Annotated in this window: 27 protein-coding genes; 19 read left to right on the top strand and 8 right to left on the bottom strand. The window is 34.2% G+C overall.

Annotation, left to right across the window (positions count from 1 at the left end; all coding sequences use genetic code 11):
• The first annotated feature begins 201 nt into the window (after positions 1-201).
• Together hisS and DFQ08_RS16270 are read left to right on the top strand one after the other, a co-directional pair.
• Positions 202-1,584: a histidine--tRNA ligase gene (hisS, locus tag DFQ08_RS09940; protein ID WP_114309871.1), complete on the top strand. Its 1,383-nt coding sequence runs from the start codon at positions 202-204 to the stop codon at positions 1,582-1,584.
• Positions 1,585-2,380: 796 nt separating this feature from the next.
• On the top strand, positions 2,381-2,545 hold the full coding sequence (locus DFQ08_RS16270; RefSeq protein ID WP_220235585.1) for a hypothetical protein: 165 nt from the start codon (positions 2,381-2,383) through the stop codon (positions 2,543-2,545).
• Between the two features lie 131 nt (positions 2,546-2,676).
• Here DFQ08_RS16270 and DFQ08_RS09935 read toward each other — a convergent pair whose 3' ends face one another.
• Together DFQ08_RS09935 and DFQ08_RS09930 are read right to left on the bottom strand one after the other, a co-directional pair.
• A complete protein-coding gene (locus DFQ08_RS09935) occupies positions 2,677-3,912 on the bottom strand; it encodes a hypothetical protein (protein ID WP_114309870.1) in 1,236 nt (411 codons plus the stop codon).
• Positions 3,905-5,203, bottom strand: coding sequence for a DUF4270 family protein (locus DFQ08_RS09930; protein WP_114309869.1), 1,299 nt, complete (start codon positions 5,201-5,203; stop codon positions 3,905-3,907). The genes DFQ08_RS09935 and DFQ08_RS09930 overlap by 8 nt, the downstream gene beginning before the upstream one ends.
• A gap of 214 nt (positions 5,204-5,417) precedes the next feature.
• Here DFQ08_RS09930 and DFQ08_RS09925 point away from each other — a divergent pair, with 214 nt between their 5' ends.
• The 5 genes from DFQ08_RS09925 to DFQ08_RS09905 all read left to right on the top strand — a co-directional run bounded on the left by DFQ08_RS09925 (position 5,418) and on the right by DFQ08_RS09905 (position 9,580).
• Complete coding sequence (locus DFQ08_RS09925) at positions 5,418-6,317, top strand: DUF6268 family outer membrane beta-barrel protein (protein WP_114309868.1); 900 nt, start codon at positions 5,418-5,420, stop codon at positions 6,315-6,317.
• Between the two features lie 10 nt (positions 6,318-6,327).
• On the top strand, positions 6,328-7,323 hold the full coding sequence (locus DFQ08_RS09920) for a Kelch repeat-containing protein (RefSeq protein WP_245935412.1): 996 nt from the start codon (positions 6,328-6,330) through the stop codon (positions 7,321-7,323).
• 124 nt (positions 7,324-7,447) lie between these two features.
• Complete coding sequence (locus DFQ08_RS09915; RefSeq protein ID WP_114309866.1) at positions 7,448-7,798, top strand: DUF4907 domain-containing protein; 351 nt, start codon at positions 7,448-7,450, stop codon at positions 7,796-7,798.
• 35 nt (positions 7,799-7,833) lie between these two features.
• Complete coding sequence (locus DFQ08_RS09910; RefSeq protein WP_181858395.1) at positions 7,834-8,871, top strand: sensor histidine kinase; 1,038 nt, start codon at positions 7,834-7,836, stop codon at positions 8,869-8,871.
• A complete protein-coding gene (locus DFQ08_RS09905) occupies positions 8,852-9,580 on the top strand; it encodes a LytR/AlgR family response regulator transcription factor (protein ID WP_114309864.1) in 729 nt (242 codons plus the stop codon). The genes DFQ08_RS09910 and DFQ08_RS09905 overlap by 20 nt, the downstream gene beginning before the upstream one ends.
• Before the next feature lie 433 nt (positions 9,581-10,013).
• On the opposite strand, the gene DFQ08_RS09900 is transcribed toward DFQ08_RS09905, so the two are convergent.
• Positions 10,014-11,243, bottom strand: coding sequence for a cation:proton antiporter (locus tag DFQ08_RS09900; protein ID WP_114309863.1), 1,230 nt, complete (start codon positions 11,241-11,243; stop codon positions 10,014-10,016).
• Positions 11,244-11,937: 694 nt separating this feature from the next.
• On the opposite strand from DFQ08_RS09900, the gene DFQ08_RS16190 reads away from it, so the two are divergent.
• The 3 genes from DFQ08_RS16190 (at position 11,938) to DFQ08_RS09890 (ending at position 14,238) form a co-directional block, all read left to right on the top strand.
• Positions 11,938-12,087, top strand: coding sequence for a hypothetical protein (locus DFQ08_RS16190; RefSeq protein WP_181858394.1), 150 nt, complete (start codon positions 11,938-11,940; stop codon positions 12,085-12,087).
• Positions 12,088-12,180: 93 nt separating this feature from the next.
• Complete coding sequence (locus DFQ08_RS09895; protein ID WP_114309862.1) at positions 12,181-13,632, top strand: hypothetical protein; 1,452 nt, start codon at positions 12,181-12,183, stop codon at positions 13,630-13,632.
• Between the two features lie 258 nt (positions 13,633-13,890).
• Positions 13,891-14,238 (top strand): hypothetical protein, encoded by a 348-nt coding sequence (locus DFQ08_RS09890; protein ID WP_114309861.1) that lies wholly within the window; start codon positions 13,891-13,893, stop codon positions 14,236-14,238.
• Positions 14,239-14,341: 103 nt separating this feature from the next.
• Here the strand turns inward: DFQ08_RS09890 and DFQ08_RS16185 are convergent, their stop codons facing one another.
• The 3 genes from DFQ08_RS16185 to gntA are packed head-to-tail and all read right to left on the bottom strand — an operon-like array spanning position 14,342 to position 15,852.
• Complete coding sequence (locus DFQ08_RS16185) at positions 14,342-14,506, bottom strand: hypothetical protein (protein ID WP_181858393.1); 165 nt, start codon at positions 14,504-14,506, stop codon at positions 14,342-14,344.
• Between the two features lie 48 nt (positions 14,507-14,554).
• Positions 14,555-15,172, bottom strand: coding sequence for a DUF1989 domain-containing protein (locus DFQ08_RS09885; protein ID WP_114309860.1), 618 nt, complete (start codon positions 15,170-15,172; stop codon positions 14,555-14,557).
• On the bottom strand, positions 15,169-15,852 hold the full coding sequence (gene gntA / locus DFQ08_RS09880; RefSeq protein ID WP_114309859.1) for a guanitoxin biosynthesis heme-dependent pre-guanitoxin N-hydroxylase GntA: 684 nt from the start codon (positions 15,850-15,852) through the stop codon (positions 15,169-15,171). The genes DFQ08_RS09885 and gntA overlap by 4 nt, the downstream gene beginning before the upstream one ends.
• Positions 15,853-16,059: 207 nt before the next feature.
• Between gntA and DFQ08_RS09875 the strand changes: the two genes are divergently transcribed.
• Both DFQ08_RS09875 and DFQ08_RS09870 read left to right on the top strand, forming a co-directional pair.
• Complete coding sequence (locus DFQ08_RS09875) at positions 16,060-16,578, top strand: DUF421 domain-containing protein (RefSeq protein WP_114309858.1); 519 nt, start codon at positions 16,060-16,062, stop codon at positions 16,576-16,578.
• On the top strand, positions 16,571-17,134 hold the full coding sequence (locus DFQ08_RS09870) for a hypothetical protein (protein ID WP_114309857.1): 564 nt from the start codon (positions 16,571-16,573) through the stop codon (positions 17,132-17,134). Before DFQ08_RS09875 ends, DFQ08_RS09870 begins: the two co-directional genes overlap by 8 nt.
• A gap of 17 nt (positions 17,135-17,151) precedes the next feature.
• Here DFQ08_RS09870 and DFQ08_RS09865 read toward each other — a convergent pair whose 3' ends face one another.
• A complete protein-coding gene (locus DFQ08_RS09865) occupies positions 17,152-17,418 on the bottom strand; it encodes a SemiSWEET family sugar transporter (RefSeq protein WP_114309856.1) in 267 nt (88 codons plus the stop codon).
• A gap of 32 nt (positions 17,419-17,450) precedes the next feature.
• The gene (locus tag DFQ08_RS09860) at positions 17,451-17,888 is read right to left on the bottom strand and encodes a hypothetical protein (protein WP_147269467.1); all 438 of its coding nucleotides are present in this window, start codon (positions 17,886-17,888) and stop codon (positions 17,451-17,453) included.
• Between the two features lie 286 nt (positions 17,889-18,174).
• Between DFQ08_RS09860 and DFQ08_RS09855 the strand changes: the two genes are divergently transcribed.
• The 7 genes from DFQ08_RS09855 to DFQ08_RS09820 all read left to right on the top strand — a co-directional run bounded on the left by DFQ08_RS09855 (position 18,175) and on the right by DFQ08_RS09820 (position 24,047).
• Complete coding sequence (locus tag DFQ08_RS09855) at positions 18,175-18,537, top strand: hypothetical protein (RefSeq protein WP_114309854.1); 363 nt, start codon at positions 18,175-18,177, stop codon at positions 18,535-18,537.
• Between the two features lie 214 nt (positions 18,538-18,751).
• Positions 18,752-19,324 carry a hypothetical protein gene (locus tag DFQ08_RS09850; protein WP_114309853.1) on the top strand — a complete coding sequence of 191 codons (573 nt, stop codon included), beginning with the start codon at positions 18,752-18,754 and terminating at the stop codon, positions 19,322-19,324.
• 25 nt (positions 19,325-19,349) lie between these two features.
• On the top strand, positions 19,350-19,847 hold the full coding sequence (locus DFQ08_RS09845; protein ID WP_147269466.1) for a hypothetical protein: 498 nt from the start codon (positions 19,350-19,352) through the stop codon (positions 19,845-19,847).
• A gap of 98 nt (positions 19,848-19,945) precedes the next feature.
• Positions 19,946-20,527 (top strand): nuclear transport factor 2 family protein, encoded by a 582-nt coding sequence (locus DFQ08_RS09840; protein WP_147269465.1) that lies wholly within the window; start codon positions 19,946-19,948, stop codon positions 20,525-20,527.
• Positions 20,528-20,673: 146 nt separating this feature from the next.
• A complete protein-coding gene (locus DFQ08_RS09835; protein WP_245935411.1) occupies positions 20,674-21,645 on the top strand; it encodes a TolB family protein in 972 nt (323 codons plus the stop codon).
• A gap of 161 nt (positions 21,646-21,806) precedes the next feature.
• Positions 21,807-22,190 (top strand): VOC family protein, encoded by a 384-nt coding sequence (locus tag DFQ08_RS09830; protein ID WP_114309850.1) that lies wholly within the window; start codon positions 21,807-21,809, stop codon positions 22,188-22,190.
• Between the two features lie 336 nt (positions 22,191-22,526).
• Positions 22,527-24,047: an alkaline phosphatase PhoX gene (locus tag DFQ08_RS09820; RefSeq protein WP_181858392.1), complete on the top strand. Its 1,521-nt coding sequence runs from the start codon at positions 22,527-22,529 to the stop codon at positions 24,045-24,047.
• Positions 24,048-24,058 lie beyond the last annotated feature (11 nt).

The following is a 24,058-nucleotide window of genomic DNA, read 5'->3' as shown; positions in this document are numbered from 1 at the left end:
AGTTTTTTTCGCGTTAGTTAAGTTGTTTAATGGATAAGACGACGGATTCTTTATAAAGTTACTATAAAATTGATTTATCTTGGTAAGACCTTTAAAATTTATAATATTTTTGCGTTGTACAGCAATTTTTAATTTAAAAATAGAATTGTAGTTTAAAATTAAGTTTCATTAAAAGAGATTCCCATTGACACGGGAAATATTATGGCACAAAAACCAAGCATTCCTAAAGGGACAAGAGATTTTAATGCAGAAGACGTTGCAAAGCGTTCTTATATTATGGAAACCATAAAGCAACAGTTTCAAGTGTTCGGTTTTCAACCTATAGAGACCCCGAGTTTTGAAAATTCGGATACCTTAATGGGGAAATACGGAGAGGAAGGAGATCGTTTAATTTTTAAGATCTTAAACAGTGGTGAGTTTTTAAAGAAAATTTCTGATGAGGATTATAATTCAAGATCAGAACGTCTTTTGACGCCTAAGATTTCAGAAAAAGCCTTACGTTACGATCTTACGGTGCCTTTTGCGAGGTATGTGGTACAACACCAAAACGATATAGAATTTCCTTTTAAACGTTATCAAATTCAACCTGTTTGGCGTGCAGACCGTCCACAAAAAGGACGATTTAGAGAGTTTTTTCAATGTGATGCCGATGTGGTGGGATCTAAGTCGCTCTTTCAGGAAGTTGAATTTGTGCAATTGTACGATGCAGTTTTTTCAGCCTTACAACTTCATGGGGTTACTATTAAGATTAACAATCGTAAAATCCTTTCGGGGATTGCCGAGGTGATAGGAGCGCAGGATAAATTAATTGATTTTACCGTGGCTTTAGATAAGCTTGATAAAATTGGTGAAGAGAACGTCAAAGAAGAAATGCGTTCTAAAGATATTTCTGAAGACGGTATTGAAAAACTTCAACCTTTATTTACTTTAAAGGGTGATTTTGGAGCACAAATTGAAAGTTTAAAATCTATTTTAAGTACTTCAGAAATAGGGTTGAAGGGGATCGAAGAGCTAGAATTTATAAATACTGCTATTTCAAGTCTCGAATTAAAAACGGCAAATTTACAACTCGATGTCACATTGGCAAGAGGACTAAATTATTATACCGGTGCTATTTTTGAGGTATCTGCGCCAGAAGGTGTAAAAATGGGATCTATTGGTGGCGGTGGCCGCTATGATGACCTTACTGGTATCTTTGGACTTAAGAATATGAGTGGTGTTGGTATTAGTTTTGGCTTAGATCGTATTTATTTGGTATTAGAAGAACTAGGTCTTTTTCCTGACACCATTACGGCGTCTACAAAAGTGCTTTTTATCAATTTCGGGGATCAGGAGGCTTTATACAGTTTACAAGCAGTAACCAAACTAAGACGTGCTCAGATTAAAGCCGAATTGTTTCCTGATGCTGCTGTCTCTGGAAAACAGATGAAGAAGCAAATGAACTATGCGAATAAGCGTCAGATTCCTTTCGTTGTGATTATGGGAGAAGAGGAATTAAAATCTGAAGTATTTAGTGTGAAAAATATGAGCTCTGGAGAACAGCATAAGCTTAATTTTGATGAACTCTTAGCATTACTAAAGTAAAAAAGTCTCAATCTAGACGAAGATTGAGACTTGATTAACACTAACTACTAACTAAAAACAATTGATTATCTCAATTATGGATTATAATTACAATGTGCCTTTTCGGAGGTTCATTGTAAGTTTGATTTATTTTATATAGAACCTGCTATTGTAACACAAGATTACGATAGTTATAAAGCGTTTCATAAAAACATTGCTTGTTTTGGATTTTGTTTAGATTCATCACAGTAATGTTTTAATTTTTTAGACCAGTTTCATAACGCTGTTGACCTTTTTACTCTACAGCAATTCTCAGAGATCAATCCTTGGCCTCATGCTGTGAAATGGAGGCCTCGACTTTTAAGTGTTCTTCACTTCTTTTTTTTCGTTATAAGTCACTTTTACTAAAAATGGATAAGATATTAGGCTTAAAATTCTCAGTGTACTGATACAAAGGTAATTAAAAAAATGAAACAAATCCATGAAATACTTAAAAATCCGATTAAATGCGTTTTTGTAGTTTGTTATTTCAGTTTTTTAATGAGGAACGACTAGTGTTTTGAAGACGGAGGTGATGCGTATAAAAGTTTTACTTTTAAACTTAAAAGGCTTGGGTAATTGTGATAATGAGCGTATAATTATTACATCGTCATTCTTTAAATATGGTCTTTACAGATGGAGAAGAATGCTCATAGATAACTTCTATACGTGACGTGCTAATTTTAGAGTTTCTTTCCTGAATTATTACCATGCTATTCGGATTGTTAATTATATAAAAAAGGAGCCGTAATACGGGTGAGATCTGGATGGATAACTTATGATGAATCCAAGTCTTCTTGGACCTTCTGTAGCTAGCAATCCTGCTAAAAATGATAAGACTAAACCTCTAATAACTTCTCTATTGACTTCCGTAAAGGATTTTCTTGGCTTAGGATATACAAGGTTTAGATTTGGATGTCCTGATGATGCTAACACGCCTTAAAAAGGAAGAGCCGAGGAGTTAGGAGTGGAAGAATAACCTGCTTGCCGCTGTAGACTAAGTAAAACAGATTATAGGAGAAAGTGATAAAAAAAAGACTCTAAACCATTGCTGATTTAGAGTCTTAAGGGGAATTAGTTAAATTTTCGTTTCTGGAACCAAAGATCCGATAACGAGATGTTAATGTTTAGGGTATTTACATATTCTTTAATAAGAATGCTTTCTGTTGTTCCTTTTTTACCTAAGGCATAAGAAATATTTACCAGTGACCTTTTTCCTATAGGTAAGCCAACACCAATAGAAGCGGTATAGGTATCAATATTAGTGTCGTTTACTTTTAAGTACCCCGAGTTGTAGTTTAATCCCATTCTAAAATCTACACGTTCCCAATATTTATAACTGGTAGGATCTACAGCGTAAGACGCTCCAAGGCTAAAAATATCTTGGTCTGTATAATCGCCAATAGCGTCTGATTGGTCTGTGGTAGACCAAAAGCTTTTGTTATAATCTGCAGTAAGCATTAGATTTTTAATTTTAGTACTGTACCCAAAACCAAGTTTTAGTGGTAAGTAAAAATTATCTATAGATTCGTCTTCAGATTCATCAACCGTACTAAAAGCGTCATTAGAATACTTAATTATAGAGACATCTTGAGAGCCTTTTAAAACCGTAGGGAAATCTACCGTAAACCCAAATTGATGCTTATCTTTTAGGTTATACTGTAAACCTAATCCTAATTGTGCACCACTATAATAGTTTGTTTCATCTATTTGAAGGTAACTTCCAGAGGTAATAATAGACTCCGTCTCTTCAATCTTTCCAAATAAATAAGCGGCTTTTATACCAACATTTAAATTTTTAAAATAAGTACGGGCGTAGTCTAACCGTATTTCATTGAGACCACCAGTACCATCAATATTAGTGGTAAATTGCTCGTTACTTCCTTCAATATTGTTTTCAATACCCGTTAAAGCATAGCCTACGTTAGTTGCTGGTTTCAGCGTTAAACCTATACCGTATTTATCATTACGGTTAAAAGCTAATGAAATATTGGTGAAATTATAAGTGGTAGTTTGTTCGTTTAAGTCATTATTAGAGATGTTAATGATCTCTGCAGAACCTCCAAAATCAAATGTAATTTCGTCTTTTTTTAAGGTAATAAAGGAGGCTGGATTGTAAAGGTTAATCCCATAATTAGCATCAAGGGCTATACCTGTTTTACCAAGACCGCTACTTCGACCGGTATTAGAGTTGTTTTCTACACCAAGTCCAAAAAGTGAATATGGAGATCCGGTAAGGCTATTTGTTTGTGCATAACTATACACTGTAACCAATAGGGCGAAAATAAGAAGAGACTTAGATTTATTCATATACAGCATAAGTGATAATTAATTTAGTTTTGTATTCTGACCGTTCACTGTCATTAAAAATTATTTTGTTAACGGTGGAATTATAGTCGGTTGGAATAAGGATGAGGGCATCTTCTGTCTCTGGACTCTCATTTAATTTTTGATCGATAAAGTCGATAACCGGAACGGTGTAGGTGAGTTCATTAAACTCTGTGTTTTCATCGGTAATTCCCGCTGTTACCACATCGACACTATTACTAACCTGACTCGCTAAATCGTTGTTCTGATCTATGGTATACAGTAATAAGGTTTCACTTAAAGGTTGAATATCGGTGTGTGCCGTAGAATTTGGTTCAATATAAAGCACAGCATCTAAAATAGTACCGTCGCTACCAATATTGAAGAGGTTTTTTATAGACGGAAATTCAATTTTAGTTACATAACCCGTTCCACATTGGTTATAGGTGATATGGTTACTGTCGGAAGATTCCAAATTATCTTCTTGATCGGTGATGGCTTCTAAAGGCAGGCCTGTAACATCGCTATTAATTTTATTGTAATAGCTGTTGATGGTCATATCATAAGTATACTCATCGGTTTCTAACTCATCGGGGATGGTGTAGTAAAATCTTAAGTAACTAGAGCTCGTAGCGGTAGAAAATCCTATTACAGCGCCATTGTCATTTGTTCCAGGTTGTACCGTAAGTCCTTTTAATTTTTGATATAGTGACTCTTCATCCGTAATGTCGTTATCTCTAATGCCGTTAAATAATTCTTCACCAAAATCATAAGGAAGTGTTACCACTAAAGAATCTTTATTTGGGGTAGGGTAATAGCTTAATGTTTTTAAAACTTCAGTTTCATAAGGTGTAACAGTAGTGTTGTAAAAATAATCATCATCAGAGGTCATTTTTTCCGTTAACTTATGAACATTAACCGTAGCAACTTGTGTGGTATCATTGTAATAATACGAGTCATAACCTAAAACTAAGGTAATACTATCTAAGGTAGCGTCGTTATCTAAATAATAGGACGTTGGTGTCATTTGTACATAGGTAGCGGCATTTAAAGTCCCCATGGTATCATCCTGGTAATTTCCAACTAACAAACGGTCATTGGTAGATGTGGTAATCGAGTCAAACTTCATGGTAGAGAGCTTAACCGAAAACGTGTCAATAGACAAGACTCTAATATTGGTACCTGTAAAATCTTCACCCGCTAAAAGGCTATCGTCTTCGGTATCGGTAGAACACGCAATACCCATCGATAAAATGGTAAACGCTATAAATAATTTTAGAAATGATCTCAACATATGTTTTGTAGAATTTGCACAAAAAAACTAAGCAATTGGTCTAATAAAAAGTGAAATAGACCTATAGAGTAAATACATCGACAGAATAGGGGTTTTATACTATAAAGATGAGGGGCTAGTTTTATAGATTAAAAATTGGTGTTTGTCTACAAAAAAATACGCTAGGTATATTTTATAATAGAGGTGCGCGACGGAGATAGTAAGTTAGCACCCGATGAGAAAAAATACCCTACAATATATCCTTGTTTGTTTCATTTCGGTGACGGCCTATGGACAAAATATGTTCACCACAACTGGTGATGCAGATTTTATCGCTTTAGATTATGCCAATTATATAGATGTAAATGATATACAAATAGAAGATAAGGCCATTGCAATAGATTTTGGGTCCTTGCTAAAGGCGTCTCGTTTTGGGTTCGGTATTAAATATACAGAGCAGAGTATCGACTTTATGGATTATGATCATTATCACGATTTTAGTGCCTTTAATGATGTACATACTATAGAACTCTATTTAAAATATCACCAAAGTATTAATGAGCAATGGGATATGGATGTCACTTTAGCACCTTATCTCTCCTCAACCTTTGAAGAGGCTATAGGTAGTGAAGATTTTATTTTTAGCTATGCTTTAAATTTTACGCGTGTTTGGGATAATGAAGGCTTAAGGTCTTATTTAAAACTTGGGGCCGGTTATGGAGCCTTGTTTGGCGAACCTAATTTTTATCCTTTAGTGTCGTATTCAAGTGAAATTACAGAGAAATTTAGAGTTGAAATTGGACTTCCGGTAACCGGACTTTACTATAAAATAAACGATCAAAGTCGCATAGATTTTACAGCGCAACCAGAATCTATTTACGCTAATAATAGTTCAGGTTTTGGCTTTAGTAATGACCAATTGTATGAAGACTCTAAGTTAGAATTGAAAGCCTTAAAACTCGCCGCGGGGTACCATTTTCAGTTTGATAGTAATTGGGCTGCAAATTTTAATGTGGGGTATTTAACGGCAAGCGAATTTAGCATTCAAGATAGCGACACTACCATAATCGATTTTGAGGCCAATAACTCAATAGCATTAAGCATAGGAATTAGTTTTAATATAAATAATAAGTAAAATGAGAAAAATGAATAACAGATCAGCCATAAGATTGCTTTATTTAGGGGCCGTATTGGCGCTATTTTATAGTTGCAATAGTGATGACGACGATGATACTTCAGGAAACTGGGTTAAGAAATCTACATTTAACGAAGAAGCAAGAGGAAGTTCAGCTGCTTTTACCATAGGCAATATTGGTTATATGGGTACGGGTTATGATGGTGATGATTACTACAATGATTTTTGGAGCTATAATATGGATACCAATTCATGGCAACAATTATCAGATTTTCCTGGTGAAGAACGTAGTTCAGCGACTGCTTTTACCATTGGAAATGATGGGTATATGGGAACCGGATATAACGGTGATACCAATGAAGAGTTATCGGATTTCTATAAATATAATGTAGGGACTAACAGTTGGACACAAATTGCGGATTTCGCTGGTTCAGCGCGTTATGGTGCTGTAGGTTTTGGTTCTGATACTTACGGGTATTTAGGAACAGGTTACGACGGAAGTGATAAAAAAGATTTCTGGAAATATGATCCAACAACAGATTCATGGGAAGAGATCTATGGTTTTGGAGGCGATAAAAGAAGAGATGGTGTGACCTTCACTATTGATAACGAAGTGTATTTAGTAACAGGAATTAGTAACGGTGTTTACGAAGTTGATTTCTGGTCTTTCAACTTAGATTCTGAAGTATGGACACAACACACGGATATTGACGATGATGATGATGAGTACATTTACAGATCTAATGCCGTAGCATTTACTATTAATGGTAAAGGATATGTAGCTTGTGGTGAGTATTCAGGAAGTATAAGTACTGTTTATGAGTACCAACCATCCAGTGATAGTTGGGAAGAAAAAACAGCATTTGAATTGTATGCAAGACGTGATGCTATTGCCTTCGGAGATGGTTCTCGTGCTTTTGTTGCCTTAGGTAGAAACGGAACATTATACCTTGATGATAACATGCAGTTCTTCCCTGATGCAGAACAAGATGACGACGATAACTAAGAATTGTTTAGATTGATTGATGGGTTATTAACTATAGTGATTGATGGTTAATAGCTAAATTAGAGTCAGGGTAATGGGGATATCCTTCCTATGTTCTGGCTCTTTTTTTTAAATAAATAAAAACATGAAAAAATATTTTAATTATAAAGCTGTATTTTTAGTGATAACAGTTTTATTTGTAGGCTTCTTCTATTTGCAAGGTGCAGGTGAGAAAGAACAAATTAATAATGACCAATCTTATGTCTTAGAAGTTTTAGAAAAAGATAGTTTGTGGATTTATGAAGTTTATGAAGGTACTAGTTTGTTAATCCGTCAAGAGTATATTCCGGCAGTAAAGGGAAGACAAGGATTTAAGACGAAAGAAGATGCACAAAAGATAGGAAAATTAGTTTTAGATAAACTCTCTGAAAATAAAATGCCAGCCATCAGTATTGAAGATCTCAATGCTAATGCTATAAGCTACAATAAGATTTAATTGGTACGATAAAAATGCGCATGTTTGTAAACAAAATGACGAATAAAGAGTGGATGGTCCACGTACTGGTTTGGTTAATTATCGGTGTTTTTCCATTGCTAACGGCATACATTGATTTAGGAGAGGTACCTCCTGGTATGTTTGTAAAACAGCTTATGCGTCCAATTTTGTTTTATGTCAATTATGCCATTTTAGTTCCGCATATCTTATTACAACGCAAACTGGGTTTATACATTCTACTTTCAATTGCGTTTTTACTGCTCTATAATTATATTAGTGTAGAGTTTATAAACCACAATGTTATAAACGAAGTAAGAGCAATGAGAGATCGTCAAGGTCGACCTGGCGGCCCAATGGGTATGCGACATGGAATCCCTATGGTTTTTTCCCTAACCGTATTTCTTCTTGGTGGGATTTTTAGTTTGGTGGTAGATTTCTATAAAAGAGATCGTGAAACCAAAGCTTTAGAAAACGAACAAACGGAAATAAAATTACAATTTTTAAGAAATCAGCTTAACCCGCATTTCTTATTTAATTCTTTAAATAGTATTTATTCTCTAGTACGTAGCAAATCAGATAATGCCCCAGAGGCCGTGATTACGCTGTCCGAATTAATGCGCTACATGCTTTATGAAGCGAAGGACGAACAAGTGTCTTTAGAAAAAGAATTAAATTATATACAGCATTATATCGCCCTTCAACGTTTACGTCTTAAAAATACCGAAGCCGTAAAACTGAACATTAATGGGGATATTAAGAACCTAAAAATATATCCCTTATTACTAATTTCATTTATTGAAAATGCCTTTAAATATGGGACCGATTATAAAGGGAACACCCATATTGATATTAAGATTGAAATTATAGATAATACCTTTAATTTTTATATTGAAAATATTATTGGCTTGTATAAGCGCGATGATAAAAATTCTGGTGTAGGCTTAGAGAATATAAAAAATCAGTTTAATTACCTCTATAAAGACAATCATACCTTAACTATTGAAGAAGATAAGTCGTTTTATAGAGTTCATTTAACCTTAAATCTAGATAATCATGACGTGCATAATAATTGATGATGAACCTTTAGCAATTGATGTCATTGAATCGTATTGCCAGGCTTTAGGAGCTATAGAGGTGGTTGGTACTTTTACTAATGCTATAGAAGCATTAGATTTTATAAATAGCAATTCTATAGATTTGGTGTTTTCAGATATTGAAATGCCTAATATTTCCGGAATAGAGCTTATCCGATCTTTAGAAGGTAAAATTCCTTATTTTATATTTACAACCGCTTATCCAGAATATGCTTTAGAAGGTTTTGATCTTAATGCCGTAGATTATTTAGTGAAACCTATTCCATTTCCGCGTTTTATTAAGGCGGTAAATAGAGTTAAGGAAATGGTGAAATTAAACCGCGCCAATCATTCTTTTAATATGTCTTCCGCAGGAGGGGAAACTCCAGCCCATGAAGATGATTTTATATTTGTAAAGTCCGAATATGAAAACCTAAAAATTGACATTAATAAAATTAATCTTATTCAAGGGTTAAAGGATTATTTAAAGATTCATACTGAAGATTCTAAGGCTATTTTAACCTTAATGAGTTTTAAAGAAATTCAATCTAAATTACCTGAAAATACTTTTATTAGAGTTCACCGCTCTTATATTATAAATGTCAATAAAATAGCATCGGTTCAAAAAAATCGTATCCTTATTAATGACGAACGCATTCCGATAGGAGAAAGTTATAAATCTTTAGTGTATAGCCGGCTTAATATTTAATTTAAATCCCATAAATGAAGACGGATATAATATACTACGAAGAACATAAGAATAATAGAAATTATTTTCATCTAAATGTTTTTTTCTTCATAAGGGGGCAACCCTTCAATTGTTTTTTAAGGTATATCGGGTTAGTTAAAACCAACAGATTTATAGGAGAACTTATTAAGAATAAAAAGGAAAACTAAAGCTATAACCTATTATACAGCTACAATATCAGTTTGATAAATATTGTTAAGAACTGCGCTACTATGAAATTAATTCAACTCTATGTAGGAGGTTGATACATTATCGGAATTTAGACGTCCGAATTGTAATATGGACGGTGCTATCTTAGCGTATCTAATTATGACCTAGCAATAATAATTTGGGGCAAAACTAAAAGCAAATTGTATAATATCTTTTGCTAAGTGTTAGGCATAGCCATATGTTATTATCGTTCTAAATGAGCCATAATGCGCTTTGTTGTAATACCGTGTAGAATCACAGAGACAAGAATGATAAAGGCCACCAAAGAGAACATCGGATTTATTTGTTCAAAATCACCATGTTTAATGGCGTAGGTAAGGTAAAACACAGAGCCAATACCACGTATACCAAAAAAGGAAATGGCCCATCGTTTTTTCAAATTTAATCCCGATTTATAAAGACTAATAAATCCTAATAAAGGCCGTACGATAAGGACTAAGCACAGACCAAAAACAAGTGTCGGTAGGCTATTAAAATCTAAGATGCCACCCACTAAGGATCCTCCGAAGAAAATCATCCAAAAAATAATAAGAAACTTTTCTACGTTTGTTATAAAACCTAAGCTTGGATCTCCCTCAGTGGTGATATCCTTAGTATGCTGATGATAGTGTGCAAAGAGTCCGGCTAAGAAAACACTTAAAAAGCCATAACCATTTAAAATTTCAGCAAGTCCGTAGGAAATTAAAGTTAGAGAGAGGGCTACAAAAGCATGGTGAATTTTTGTGACATTAGAATTAGAGAGTTTTTTAGTAAGATAACTGTAGGTGAATCCTATAACGATGCCGACCACAACGCCAATACTAATTTTATAAAGCAGGTAATAGCTAATCCAAGTTTTCCACTGTTCAAAACCCAGGTGTTGATGCTGTGACCATAGGATGGCTAAGAAAACAAAAGGAAAGGCCAAACCATCATTAAGGCCAGCTTCCGCAGTAAGATTGTATTGAACGCCAACGTTCTTTTTGGCGACACTTTGTTTTTCATTTAACTGAATTTCTGAAGCCAATGCGGGATCTGTAGGAGCTAACACCGCTGCTAAAAGTAAGGCCGAAGGCCCATTAAAATTAAGGAGATAATAAGCCACTAAAAAGACCACGAGCATAAATAAAGGCATGGTTATACTTAGCAGACGTAAGGGGTTACGCCATTCTTTCCAGGAATAGTTTAAACCAATTTTTAGGCCGGCGACCATTAAGCTAATGATAACGACCAATTCAGAGAAGCGTAAGGTCATATCAATGTCCCACACCGGATTTGGCCATGGTAAGGGTGTATTGATAAAAAATAAAAAAGCACCTAAAACTAATAGAGGAATGGTAAAGCTTATTTTAAATTTCTTCAAAAAAATGGGAAGGAAACTAGCAAAAAGTGACGTGATTCCTATAATAAGTAAAACGGTGTAATAGGCCTTCATAATGTGTATCGTTAAAAACCAATAGTGTATTGGATAGCAAAATCTATTATTTTTCCGAATTAGATTAGTTCATTTCGGTCTATTCGTGGCTTATTTGCTTAGTTAGGGTCAGAATGAGGGGAATCGATACTGAAATAATATGAAGTGTATAGCAATTGCGTCGTTTTCAAGATACAAATGAGCGTTTGAAATAATAAAAATGAGGTGATTATTTTAAGAACAAATATCCTTATTTTGGCCTTATAATAATTCTGTAAGAGGTCTCTTCAAATAATAATTTTCGATAGTTTGAGTTTTATTAGTGTAGGAAAATAAAACAAAAATCTCATTATTTAACTGTAGTCTTACTATTACAAAATAGAATTTTAAAAGGATTATTAATAGCGCATAAAAATTTAGCATTATAAATCTTAAAAAAGAGTGTTAATAAAAACACTAACCAGTACAATGAATCTCTGACCAACAGCCCATTTCGCAAACGTCAATGCAAGGAAGCATTTTGAACCTTAGGGTTTCATAAAGTTTAAAATAAACTTAATCTTTTCCTTATTGAATTATAATAATTATAAGCTTTTTCTTACAAAATGAAACACTTAATGGGAATAAAATATTGTTTTAACGTCATGTTTTCAAGGCTTTAAGGTTTGTAGTGTCATATATTATGTGTTAATTGCTGTTTCTAAAGCCTACATGTATGCTAAAAATCTACTCTTACTTATTGAAAAAGTGGTCTCATCAGCCCAATCATCCATCTCGTTTAGATGACCTCGCACATGTATGGCTTTCAGAAGATTTAAGTATGTCTACGAGTATAAGTATTGACAGTTTTATAAGTCTAAACTAATACGTCTTTAAGTAGACCATCATTTTAAAATTCCCCTAGGATGCCCAACCTCTAAACATCCCAAATTTTTTCTAACCTCTCAACCCCTAAATTATGAGATTATTTAAACTATTTTGCATTAGTCTATTAACCACCGGATTAACTTTTGCTCAAGTTGGTATTGGAACTGAAAACCCAAATACCTCATCCTTATTAGATTTAACGTCAAACTCTAAAGGTTTATTAGCCCCAAGAATGACCACCTTAGAACGGACTTCAATTGCAAGTCCTGCCGAAAGCTTATTGGTTTTTGATACGGATGAAAAGGCCTTTTATTTCTATAATACTACAACTAGTTCTTGGGACCAAATAGCCAATAACACTAGTGTTAAACGTAACAATTATAAATTGATTAAATCTGCAGATGATTTAGCTGATGAATTAGCTGCCGGAGGTTCAAAATACTTACTAGATGAAAATACTCTTTATGAGGTGAACGGTACCATTGCCTTATCGCATCCTATAGACTTAAATAACGCCTATATGATTGGACAAGATACTAATGAAGATATCCTTTCTTCTTCAGGAGTAGTTTTTGAAGGCAGTACAGGCGGAAGTATTAAAGGCTTAACCTTAAAAGGAACAAAAGCATTTAATATTTCAGGGCCCGGGATAAGTTCTAGTACCTCTTTAATAGTACAAAATGTTATAGTAATTGGGATGAGTACGAGTGTAGGTTCGGTCTCTGATATCGGTCTTTATTTTGGTAATATCAATCAGTTTGTTGGTAATGCTGATGGGATTACATTCTCTAACATAGGAAATTTATTGCTAAACACACAAGCTTGGCCGAGTAGTAATAGCGGGACATTTGAGACCTTAACCGGGAATTTTGGTTTGGTGGAAAAAGGGAGTGGCTTTAGTACCGTTGATGGTTCTGATGTGGCTATGGATGTTAGTGACCCAAGTTTAAATGTTGGTGTTGGGGTGATTAGTGGTACTGTCTTTTCAGGATCAACCTCTAATGCTTCTGGTTATATTAATGGCTATAGCTCAAATTCTTATGATGGATATAGTTTTAGTACAGATTGGACAGTGAACTCACCAGGGATTTCTTCAGAGAGCGATGCTATAGCTACCGGTAATTTATATTATGACGAAAATGACACCTATGGTGTTGTGACTGTTTATAATAATACGCCTTTTAAATTACCTGTGAATACTGAAGCGAGAGGCTTATTTAGATTTGAAGAAGGCACAGGAGCAAATAGTGAAAATCGTATAGTTTATAAAGGTGAAAAAACAAGATCGGTAAATGTATTTGCCGCTATTTCGTTTACTACAACTGACGGTACGCAGTTTGCGTTTTCAATTTATAAAAATGGTTCAAAAGTTACGGGAACTGAAGCTGTGGTAAATATTTTGAATATTAATGAAAGACAATCGGTTTCAGTTCTAGGAAACGTTACTGTTAAAACCAATGATTATATTGAAATTTATGTAAGGAAAACATCTTCTCAAAATGAGCAAATATTAATCTCTTCCTATGGATTAATTGTAAATTAAGAGGTGTAAGAACCGTATAAAAAAACCTTCAGTTAGAAAGCTGAAGTTTTTTTTAGTTATAAATGGCTCATTTTACCAATTTAGCTAGGAATGAATATGTTGAAATGCGGCTAGTAAGCGATAGGTTCGTTTTAATGAGCTCCGTTTTAGGTTGACGTTTTATTAGATTTTTTGCATTAAAGTCAATATATAAATGGATATGGTTATTCTATGAAAATCCCTTATGGTATCTTGTAAGAAACCTAAAATCATACAATTATGGAAAACGAATATGCAAAACACGAAGATAATTATTTAGATATTTACCAATCTAAAGGGTATACCGCAGGCTTTCATTTTAAAGAAGGACATTTAATTGGAAACGAGTCCTCTGAAACGTATCAACCTGAAGATTTACATATCGTAGCCGAGCACCGTTATGAAGGGATGAGTAATCCATCGGACATGTCTATTTTATATGTTGTAGAAACTAATAAAGGCGAAAAAGGCACTATGTTATTGGGATACGGACCTAATGCAGATCTTGAATTATCAGAATTTTTTAATGCCATCCCAAAATCTCAGATTTCAGATAAAGCTAATATCAATCTTGATGATAGTAAATAAAAGGCTCACTGCTTTTGAATAAAAAAGTCCAATCTATATTTTAAGATTGGACTTTTTTTAGTTTTTAATCAGTCAATACGCGGGTTGTAATGCTTCAACGTGCTTAGTCGTCCTTTAATTTATTAGCGTGTTCCCGGCGAGTTTCATTTTGTTTTCCATATTGGTTATAATGGTTGTCTTTTAAGGCACCTTTTTCATCTGTAGCATTTTGATGCAGGCGTTTTTCATGATTATTTTCAGATTGGTCGTTCTTATTATTTGTCATCATAAAGGGTTTTAATTATTAATTTCGTTTTGAGTTGTGGGTGCAAGGACTTTAAACGTGTTGGTTAATCGGTTTGACTTCTGTTTCAATAACATAATGAATAGGTTTAAACGTTCCGCCATTACTATCTTCCGCAGAACAAGCTGTAAGTCCCACCAGAAGATCCATTTCAGCTTTAAATCGAATATAATCTCCAGCTTCAGATGTTGGGGGAAGCACGGAAAGTTTTCCCTTTTCATCAAATTGCACGTTCATAAAGATGTTGAAAGCGGTAGGAATAGCATCGGCATCAATACCAAAAGGCTTTAAGTGTTGTGTTAAATTGGCTAAACAACTTGGGTGTTCGCCTTCATGGTTGTACATAATTTTAAAAGTTTCAGGACTGCAGGGCGCTAAAAGAAAATCATTACGGCCATTGGTATCTTCTAAAATTTTCATCATTTGCTGAGATCGGTTAGACCATAGATGGTGCCCTTTGGTGAGTAGCAGGCATTCTTCAAAATCTAAAGATTTACCCGAGGATAGCTTTTCGTTGTAATCATGGGCATTAAAAACAACCATGTCACTCACTTGGCCTCCCATAGGGTCTATTACCGTAAGGACATCATTTTTTTTAAGCTTAAAAGCGGTTCCAGATTGTTTATCTATAATATTAAGTAATGGTTTCATGCTAATTTATTGGTTTTATGAAAGGGACATTTCCACGCACCATCTACGGCTCTTCCGCTGTATTGTTTGGCTTCAGAAGCTTTGCCAAAATCTTTAAGTACGGGATTAATATGTCCTTGTAATTTTTTATCACGTTTTCTAATTCGTTTTTTAACTTTTTTATAGCTCCCCATGCTACGTAATTGTTCAAATTGCCCATGCAGGTTAAAGACTAGTGTAGGGTAGGGGCTTTGCCTTGCCATACGCGAACTATTAGGATGTAAGCCTACAATATAAAAGGCATGTCCTTTTAAACTGAAACTAAATGTTGGATCCTCTGGGTCATCACTTACCGAGGCGTCCCATGAACAATCATCTAACTCGTGCAATTGCTGTAAGGTTTTCCATAAACTAGTTTCAAAATCAAGTTCAGACTCATAGTGTTCAAATGGAAATACGGCTAAAAAGGATTCAAAAGTTTGAGATTCAAAATCATATTGCTCAATAAAAGCTTCTAAATCGTCTAAAAGCGTTTTTAATTCTTCAATCTGATTGGACGAACGATAAACGTTTAAATGATAACTGTCCGTCATAAATAAAGTTTTCGCCATAACACAAGGATGTTTCTGTGTTAAAATAAAATCTTTGTAAGCTTCGTCTATGGTTTTATAAATAGGGTAATGTTTTGTGATGGATTTCATAATTACGTTGAGTTAATTATAATATGTTACCAAATTTAAAGGCCTAAAAGCTTAGTAATGATCTTATTCGAAGTTTTTTTTAGCTCAAATCCTAGGTTTGATTCTAGAAACTTATAGATATACGAAATCAGTTATTCTTTATTGTAATTGCATTAATTAAAACAATCTAACCCTAGTAAATTTATTCCCTAACTAAATACTTCTATTATGAATTTTATTGATTTTATATGGTTAGTTGCCTCTGTGTTGGGGATCTTTACTATTGTTATTCTTATTACACGTGTTTTTGGTTTAAGGACCTTTGCTAAAATGTCTAGTTTTGATTTTGCTTCTACAATTGCAGTAGGTTCTGTACTAGCATCCATTGTACTTAACGCTAATTATTCATTATTAAAAGGTGCGGTAGTCTTGGTAGCTATCATAGGATTCCAAACCTTATTTTCCTATTTGGTGAGAACCAATTCTCATTTTAAACGTTGGTTTACGAATAAGCCTCAAATTATTATGTGGAATGGTAAAATCTTACACAAAAGATTAAAGGCCTGTAATGTTGGAGAGAGCGATTTAATAGCCAAATTAAGAGAAGCTAACGTTCATGATTTTACAGAAGTGAAGGCTGTTATTTTTGAGAGTACGGGTGATGTGTCGGTAATTCATAATAACTCGGATAAAGATGTAGAACCACGGATTCTAAGTGACGTTAATACACAAGATCTGTATGTTTAATTTTCTAAAAGATCATAAAAATGCTATTTATGGTGGGCTAATTGCAACCTGTTTCACCGGGATGGGCGTCTTTATGCTAGGAAATGTTACGGGCTATGAAGCTGAGCATTTACTAGAAGAGTCTTTAGGCGGACTTAATATGTTGTGTAATACCATTGTGTTGGCTTCGGCAACTATTTTAGCCTTGCTTTTAACCTTGTTAAGTGTAAGTTTTGGTACGGAGATGTCTTTAAAAAAAGTGCATTATCAACAAGTATTAAGCATTGCTAAATTTGATGTTATTTTATTTGTGGCTGCCCTTATTTTGTTCCAATTTTTTAATATTCCGATTATAGAGTCAGATAATGTACCTACACATTGGTTTTCCATTATTTATTGGGTAACCTTAGCAATGACCTCTGTAATAAGCGGAATGATGATTACGGTGATATTAATGTTATATAGTGCGATAACAAACCTTATTGCTATTATCGGCTTAGGGAAGAATCATCCTATGATTTCTGAAGAGAATTTAGATAAAGAACTTGAGAAAGAAAAGTCAGATTTAGAATCTTAAATAAAGAATAAAGCATCCTAAGAATTATCAGTATCTTGAAACCATACAATTTTTAGCATTATAGCATTTAACAAGAAAGAAATTCCGTTAGTGATAATAATAGGCCAATCTGATTTTAAAATGCCATAGACAGTCCAGAGCCCTACACCTAAGCAAAGAATAACAAACATAAGTGGACTAACATCCTTTACTTTTTTAGTCCGTAGCGCTTTTATTATTTGCGGGAGTACAGCAAGGGTTGTGAAAATTCCTGCAAGGATGCCTATCAACTTTTCGATATCCATAATGGGCCTATTAACATTTTCAATAGAACAAATTAGCGTTTATCATTGTCTTGGGCCCAAGCTTGGTAATTTTCATATTGATGCTCGTCTAAAATCGGTTTTAAAATAGAATCTTCAGCCTCAATCCGAGTTGTTGTTCCTAGTTTCTCGTAAGGTTCATTGGTCTGTGATTGAAACCAATTAGAAAGTGCTGTTTCATACTTTTCCTGTTGAGCATCGCTCATATTAAAACGGGCGTATAAACCCATTTGGCGTTCAGGATTGTTAAGGTTCCAATTTTCATTAATGCTATCCGTTTTTCTTTCGTAGGTATATACATCTTCTTCAAAATTGCCATCGGCCTCATAATTTCGAGTATCCGTGAGTTCTTCATTCATAGGGTTTTGAGTAATGGGCACTTCTGGCTTTGTAGTATCATTTTTACAAGACCACATCAAACTAATGACTAAAAGACTATAAACAGGTTTCATAATATATCATTTTAATTGCTGCATTAAGATCGAGAGAAATGCCCATTAATTTTAATGCATTTAAAATAATTATTAATGCATTACCGTGTTGTGAGATACAAGCTAGAAGCGATTTGATTTTAAGTATGGCATAGCTTTGATGAAAAAGATAACGAAGAAACCCTATATTATTTTAAGTTGAAGCGCTTTTCTTGAAGGATTTAAAATAAGCAATCCAAAACCGCTTTAGTTATTATTAGGTCTTTAGGAAAATACACTGTAAATTTTGCGATTATAAACTAATAACATGACCATACATCAACTTCCAGGACGCTATAACATTATTGGAACAAACCAAGATGCGGAAGCCTTATCCTATAAAGGAATTTTAGAGTTATCCTTAGATGAAAACAATCGTATCCGTGCTAAATGGCTTATTAATAAAATTCAAGAACAGTTAGGAACCGGTTTTTTTAAGGATAATATTTTGGTACTTAATTTTAATTATAAAGGCGAGGCAAATAAAACCTTTAAAGGTGTTGCCGTGTACAAATGTCTTACCAAGGATGTGTTAGATGGTTTTTGGTCTGAAAAACACGGCGATCCCCTTTATTTAGGTGAAGAGCGTTGTTTTAGAATTGGAACACAGAAAACAACATTAATGGAGTAATTGAGAGCGTGTGATGTTGATTTTCTAGATAGAGCTTAAGATCCATGAAATCGTTTTTGATGAATCTCTACTTAAGGTATAAAACCGATCATGAACATCGAATTAAAGTTTTAATAAATAACCGTTTGGTAATTCAATTAAAAGTGGTATTTATGTGATGAGTTCGTTTTTAGTTTATTATAAAAATGAGCTAAGACCATACAAGCATTGACCTATGAAAAAAATAGTATTATTCGTAATTATTCTAGTAACCTTTATTTCTTGTTCACCTCAATTAATTCCAAACGAGAAAACGGAAGATTCATTATTAGGAGACATTAATCAACAAATTGAGAATAAAACCATTTCAAAAGATGCTTTAATTTATTTGAATGATGAAACCATTTCTTATGAAAGGCTTCTTGAATTAAACAGTTTTAGTCTTAAAGATTTTCCTGTAATCAGTTATTTAAATAAAAAAAAAGGAGAACAAGAATTTGGTGAAATTGGTGAGAATGGTGTTATAAAGATAGAGTCTTTTTTAGACCCGCTGTTAAGTCCTAAATTTTACGAGGAAATTACTAATAAGGAGGTTCTTGAATTTATTGAAAAAGCTTCAAAAGAAGGCCTGATCAACAACAATCCGCTTTTAGTGGTTTCTGGTAAGCCGCTGCGTGGTGAAGAAATAGTAGATCATAGTAACGGCTTAAATGTTGGTAAAATAACCTTAATGGAGCGCGTTATTGGTTACAGAATTTATGGAATTAGAGCCATTAATGGGGTGATTCTAATTGATCCGAAAAATTAAACACATTAGATTATTACTGAACCTTATGAACGAAAGCCAAATCATTGATAACGCAACAGAGGAATTTGAAAACACTACGAGACGAAGAGCCTTACTGCCTTGGTGGATAAAAGTATTTTGTTGGTTTTTTATGCTTATTGGACTTATGGCTTTTGTCTGTTTTTTTCTTGGTTTTACAACTATAAAACCCGCATTAGCCTTTTATGGATTTGAAAGTTATGAACCCTTTTCTATAAATGGCTTAATAGTCATTACCGTTGGAGTATTTAAAGGAATAACGGCATTTTTGCTTTGGTTTGAAAAAGATTATGCCATTACATTTGGTAAGATTGATGCCCTAATTGGTATCGTAATATGTGGAATCTCAATGCTTATATTACCCTTTGTAAATGATGGTATTAATATTCAGATTAGACTTGAATTAGCATTATTAATTCCATATTTATGGAAACTAAATAAGATTGCACCCGAATGGAAAAATAGAACAAATTTTAAAATATCCAAAGTTAAAGGGATTATATAATTAAAAGTAAATCCATGGGGAGGTGTAAAAGTTCTAACCGACATTTTATTCTGTTTTTTTGCTAATTATATCAAATAGTCATCACATTTAATTCTAATATGAAAACATCTATTTTTAAAGTATTCCTAGTACCATGTTTTTTGATTATGATGAACGGGATTTCACGTAATATTCAAACTTCAAAGCATCAAGATCTTGTTAAGGCTTATATTGAAGCCAGGAATAACTATAATCTCGATGCGGTAATGGCTTTAGTGGATGAAAATTATAGTGAAATATTTAGTGATGGTAGTGTAGAAATAGAGAACAAGAACCAGTTGAGTGCTCTGATTTTATGGGGTAAAGAACTAGAGTCTCATATAAAATTACTAGACATCGTAACAGACGAAGCTCAAGTAACGACCATTGAAGAAAACAGCAATTTTTTGGATGTAGCATTGCAGAGGAAATCCCGAAAATTTAAAGTGGTTTACAGTTTTAAAGATGGAAAAATATTGGGGCAGAAGATAGATACCTTAGAGGGCTATGCTGAGGTCACAAAATTCAATGGTAGAAAGTATCAAGAATTTGTGGCCTATTGTGAAAAGCATAATCTGACCTATAGCGGGGAGGCATTAGATAAAGATTTCGGCATCCATTTAAGAAAAGTCTTAGAACAATACAAAGCAGATCAAGAATAAGAGCAGCACAAGGTGGAGTATGGTCTTAGTTGTAAGGGTTGCATAATGATGCGTATTTTCGCTAGACATTCACTTGATGTTCTTTGGGATAAACATTTCTCTAAGCGGTACATTAACCCAATAGTAAAACTTTTAAATTCAAAACATTGAAACTATTCAAATATAAAATTGCCATTCTAATCGGCCTTACTCTATGGGGATGTGAAGCGCAAAGCCATCAAGCACAAGAAGCGATTATTGATATTGAAACAACCGCTGAAGATTTATCATTATTTGCAGAGCATGTTATTTCCACACCATTATATGAAAGAGATTTAGCTATAAACCCACAACAGAATGAGCTGATCTATACCTTGGGGAATTACAAACAGACTAAAAGATGTTTGGTGGTTAGACAGAAAAAAAAGGGACGCTGGCAAAATGCTGAAATTTTAAACATCTCAGGGCAATATCAAGACATAGAACCCTTCTATAGTCATGATGGGGATAGATTATATTTTGCATCAAACCGACCAATTTACAACGATACGACGAGAAACGATTACAATATTTGGTACAGCGACCGGGTAGAGGACCGTTGGTCGGATCCCGTGGCTTTAGATTCTATAATCAACAGCAAAGGAGACGAATTTTTTCCAACTTTAAGTCGTGAGGGCAATTTGTTTTTTACAGCCTCACGAGCAAATGGTGTGGGGAAAGAGGATATTTTTAGGGCTGAATTTGTAGATGGAACCTTTAAATCTCCTGAGCCTTTACCTGCGGAGATTAATACTGCAACATTTGAATTCAATGCCTACGTTAATCCAGACGAGAACATCATTATTTTTAGTTCATTTGGCCGATCCGATGGTTTTGGGGGTGGTGACTTATATATAAGCCGAAAAGATAAGAAGGGACAGTGGACAGCATCCAAGAATTTAGGAGAAGACATTAATTCCAATAAGTTAGACTATTGCCCATTCGTAGATTGGACCTCAGGTAATTTCTACTTTACAAGCGAGAGAGCCACATTACAAGACGATAAAATAGAAAGTGTTGAGGCTTTAAAACAACAAACAGACCAACCCTTAAATGGATTTGGAAATATTTATAAAGTAGCCTTTGGTAGCCTAGAGTGAGGGTTTTAGCTTTGAATATGAAGTACTATTTAATTTGTGTATTTTTTCTGAATATTAAACTTTTATGTGTGCTAGGTGCTTAGATTAGTTATTTTGCAACCTTACTTAAGGCGACGCAATTACACAGAATAGCAAATAAATTAATTTAATTAAATCGAACAATGCTCAACTTTACATTCAATCACATAGCGCTTTCTGTAACAGAGGTTAATCAATCTGTAGCGTTTTATCAGAAGGTGCTTCAACTTAAAGAAATTAAGAATACTGCTTCCAACTCAAAAACACGATGGTTGTCGCTAGGTAATGGCAAGCAACTGCATCTTATTCCGCGCCCAGACTTTGAAATTAAGGTCAATAAAGCCGTGCATTTTGCACTGTCTACAACTGATCTAGATCAGTTTAGAGAACATTTAAAAGAACTTCACATTGAGTACACCGATTGGTTAGGAACTGCAAAGAAAGATTACATCCGCCAAGACGGTATTCAGCAAGTTTATTTTCAAGATCCCGATGGCTATTGGGTAGAGATTAACGATGATGTGTAGGGCCTCTCTAATTATTGATTTATAGATGATACTTTATCATTTAGGAAAGTCTATTAGGGTTTGAAAGTCATGGGGGTTAAACATTAGAAAGTTTTAATTTATGATAAGTGGTATATGGACCTCTCATAAATATCAGCGAATCCTAAGCCTGTAACCCAAGCCCTTAATTTTCTCATAACATTAGTTATAAATACACCAAGTCTTAGTAATACTGAAGTAATACAGTTAACGCTAAATTAGCGTTAATTTAATCATACGATTTTTCTGAATTAACATGTTTATAAATGAAGGAAGGTAGTTTTGTGGATACATTATAACCACTAAAAACCTTAAATTATGAACAAAATTATTAAGCTATTTTTATTAGCATTTATTGTTACCTCAACAAGTGCCCTTGTTGTAAGTTGTGAAGTTGAAGATGGAAAAGATGGTATCGATGGTGTAGACGGCACTGACGGTGAAGATGGTCTTGACGGCGAAGATGGTGACGATATTTCTAACTACTTAATGGCTTCAAAAACGCCTAGCTTCTTAAAGGTTACCGATCAGTTCATCAACCTTAGAATTTCAACTCTTTTAAGTTCAGAAGATATTATTCCTAATACACCTAACTTTATTTATGGATCTATGGCAGATGGCGCTGGATTAATTGATAATGGTGATAATACATTTACTTTAATCAATAATATTGAAGCCGATTACTCTATTGCTAGAATCTTATTAAACGAAAACTTAAGACCTTATAGTGGCGAGTATATTTTAAACGCTACAGCAACAGCAGAGACAGCAATGTGTTCAGGAACATTAGTTACTCCAGAAGAACATGGTTTCGGACCCTTATACCTGTCAGGTGGCGAATGGGGGGGCGCTTCAAAAGGCGTGTTTGCAATTGACCCTAATAAAAGTGTTGACGATGCAAGTACAGGAGAAACCTTACCAGCTTTAGGACAGTGGTCTACTGAGAATGCGGTTCCTATTGGGAAAGACGCTTATCCTAATAAAACGGTTGTGTTTATTGGCGATGATCATTCAGATAACTCAGTACCTTCAGGTCAATTAGGGATGTATGTTGGAAATCGTGGTGACTTAAATGGTGGTCAATTATACGGCTTAAAAGTAACAGCAGCAGGCATCGATTTTGAAATGGATATGCAAGAAGGCGTGTCTTACAGTGCTGAATTTGTTCAATTAGATGAAACAGAAATTAATGCTTTAGATACCGAAGCAAAAACCAAAGGTGTTATGGGATTCTCTAGATTAGAGGATATCGATTGGAGAAGAGGTTCTGCTGCCAACCAAAGAGAAATTTATTTTTGTGTAACAGGACGTATCTCGCCAAGTTTAACAGGAAAAGGATCAGCATTAGGACGTGTTTACAAAGTAACCTTAAATGAAACGGATCCAACAGGACCTGCAACGATTACTTGTGTATTAGATGGTGATATTGTTGGTGGTGTAGCAGATGGATTTCATTCTCCTGATAATATTTTAGTGACTGAAAATTATGCTTACATTCAAGAAGATCCTAATGGATATTTAGACACTTCAGTTAATGGTTATGCTAAGCTTTACCAATACAACTTAAATACAGGGGAATTAAAAACAGTTTTAGAAGCAGACCAAGTTAGAGCAGAAAGTTTAGGCTACGGTTCAACATCAAGAACTTGGGAAATCACAGGGATGATTGATGTAACAGACGTGGTAAACAATGGAGAGAATACTTTCTTAGTGATGACACAAAATCATGGTTGGGAGCCTGCTGACGGAACATCTTTTACAGATCCATTAGCAAATTCTAACTTAGCAAATGCTAAAGAAGGTTCAATGCTTTACCTCATTAAAGGTTTAGACAGATAAGACGCTAACAT

The sequence above is a fragment of the Winogradskyella arenosi genome (genome assembly GCF_003337305.1).
GTDB lineage: Bacteria > Bacteroidota > Bacteroidia > Flavobacteriales > Flavobacteriaceae > Winogradskyella > Winogradskyella arenosi.
This window is presented reverse-complemented; position numbering and strand designations above follow the sequence as displayed.

Coding starts and splice junctions, on each gene's coding strand:
- DFQ08_RS09900 (WP_114309863.1), bottom strand. CDS start 11,243: ATGAAGGCCTATTACACCGTTTTACTTATTATAGGAATCACGTCACTT.
- DFQ08_RS09890 (WP_114309861.1), top strand. CDS start 13,891: ATGGAAAACGAATATGCAAAACACGAAGATAATTATTTAGATATTTAC.
- DFQ08_RS09845 (WP_147269466.1), top strand. CDS start 19,350: ATGAACGAAAGCCAAATCATTGATAACGCAACAGAGGAATTTGAAAAC.
- DFQ08_RS09870 (WP_114309857.1), top strand. CDS start 16,571: ATGTTTAATTTTCTAAAAGATCATAAAAATGCTATTTATGGTGGGCTA.
- gntA (WP_114309859.1), bottom strand. CDS start 15,852: ATGAAATCCATCACAAAACATTACCCTATTTATAAAACCATAGACGAA.
- DFQ08_RS16190 (WP_181858394.1), top strand. CDS start 11,938: ATGCTAAAAATCTACTCTTACTTATTGAAAAAGTGGTCTCATCAGCCC.
- DFQ08_RS09875 (WP_114309858.1), top strand. CDS start 16,060: ATGAATTTTATTGATTTTATATGGTTAGTTGCCTCTGTGTTGGGGATC.
- DFQ08_RS09820 (WP_181858392.1), top strand. CDS start 22,527: ATGAACAAAATTATTAAGCTATTTTTATTAGCATTTATTGTTACCTCA.
- DFQ08_RS16270 (WP_220235585.1), top strand. CDS start 2,381: ATGATGAATCCAAGTCTTCTTGGACCTTCTGTAGCTAGCAATCCTGCT.
- DFQ08_RS09910 (WP_181858395.1), top strand. CDS start 7,834: ATGACGAATAAAGAGTGGATGGTCCACGTACTGGTTTGGTTAATTATC.
- DFQ08_RS09935 (WP_114309870.1), bottom strand. CDS start 3,912: ATGAATAAATCTAAGTCTCTTCTTATTTTCGCCCTATTGGTTACAGTG.
- DFQ08_RS09905 (WP_114309864.1), top strand. CDS start 8,852: ATGACGTGCATAATAATTGATGATGAACCTTTAGCAATTGATGTCATT.
- DFQ08_RS09850 (WP_114309853.1), top strand. CDS start 18,752: ATGAAAAAAATAGTATTATTCGTAATTATTCTAGTAACCTTTATTTCT.
- DFQ08_RS09920 (WP_245935412.1), top strand. CDS start 6,328: ATGAATAACAGATCAGCCATAAGATTGCTTTATTTAGGGGCCGTATTG.
- DFQ08_RS09915 (WP_114309866.1), top strand. CDS start 7,448: ATGAAAAAATATTTTAATTATAAAGCTGTATTTTTAGTGATAACAGTT.
- hisS (WP_114309871.1), top strand. CDS start 202: ATGGCACAAAAACCAAGCATTCCTAAAGGGACAAGAGATTTTAATGCA.
- DFQ08_RS09865 (WP_114309856.1), bottom strand. CDS start 17,418: ATGGATATCGAAAAGTTGATAGGCATCCTTGCAGGAATTTTCACAACC.
- DFQ08_RS09840 (WP_147269465.1), top strand. CDS start 19,946: ATGAAAACATCTATTTTTAAAGTATTCCTAGTACCATGTTTTTTGATT.
- DFQ08_RS09855 (WP_114309854.1), top strand. CDS start 18,175: ATGACCATACATCAACTTCCAGGACGCTATAACATTATTGGAACAAAC.
- DFQ08_RS09860 (WP_147269467.1), bottom strand. CDS start 17,888: ATGAAACCTGTTTATAGTCTTTTAGTCATTAGTTTGATGTGGTCTTGT.
- DFQ08_RS09930 (WP_114309869.1), bottom strand. CDS start 5,203: ATGTTGAGATCATTTCTAAAATTATTTATAGCGTTTACCATTTTATCG.
- DFQ08_RS09895 (WP_114309862.1), top strand. CDS start 12,181: ATGAGATTATTTAAACTATTTTGCATTAGTCTATTAACCACCGGATTA.
- DFQ08_RS09885 (WP_114309860.1), bottom strand. CDS start 15,172: ATGAAACCATTACTTAATATTATAGATAAACAATCTGGAACCGCTTTT.
- DFQ08_RS16185 (WP_181858393.1), bottom strand. CDS start 14,506: ATGATGACAAATAATAAGAACGACCAATCTGAAAATAATCATGAAAAA.
- DFQ08_RS09830 (WP_114309850.1), top strand. CDS start 21,807: ATGCTCAACTTTACATTCAATCACATAGCGCTTTCTGTAACAGAGGTT.
- DFQ08_RS09925 (WP_114309868.1), top strand. CDS start 5,418: ATGAGAAAAAATACCCTACAATATATCCTTGTTTGTTTCATTTCGGTG.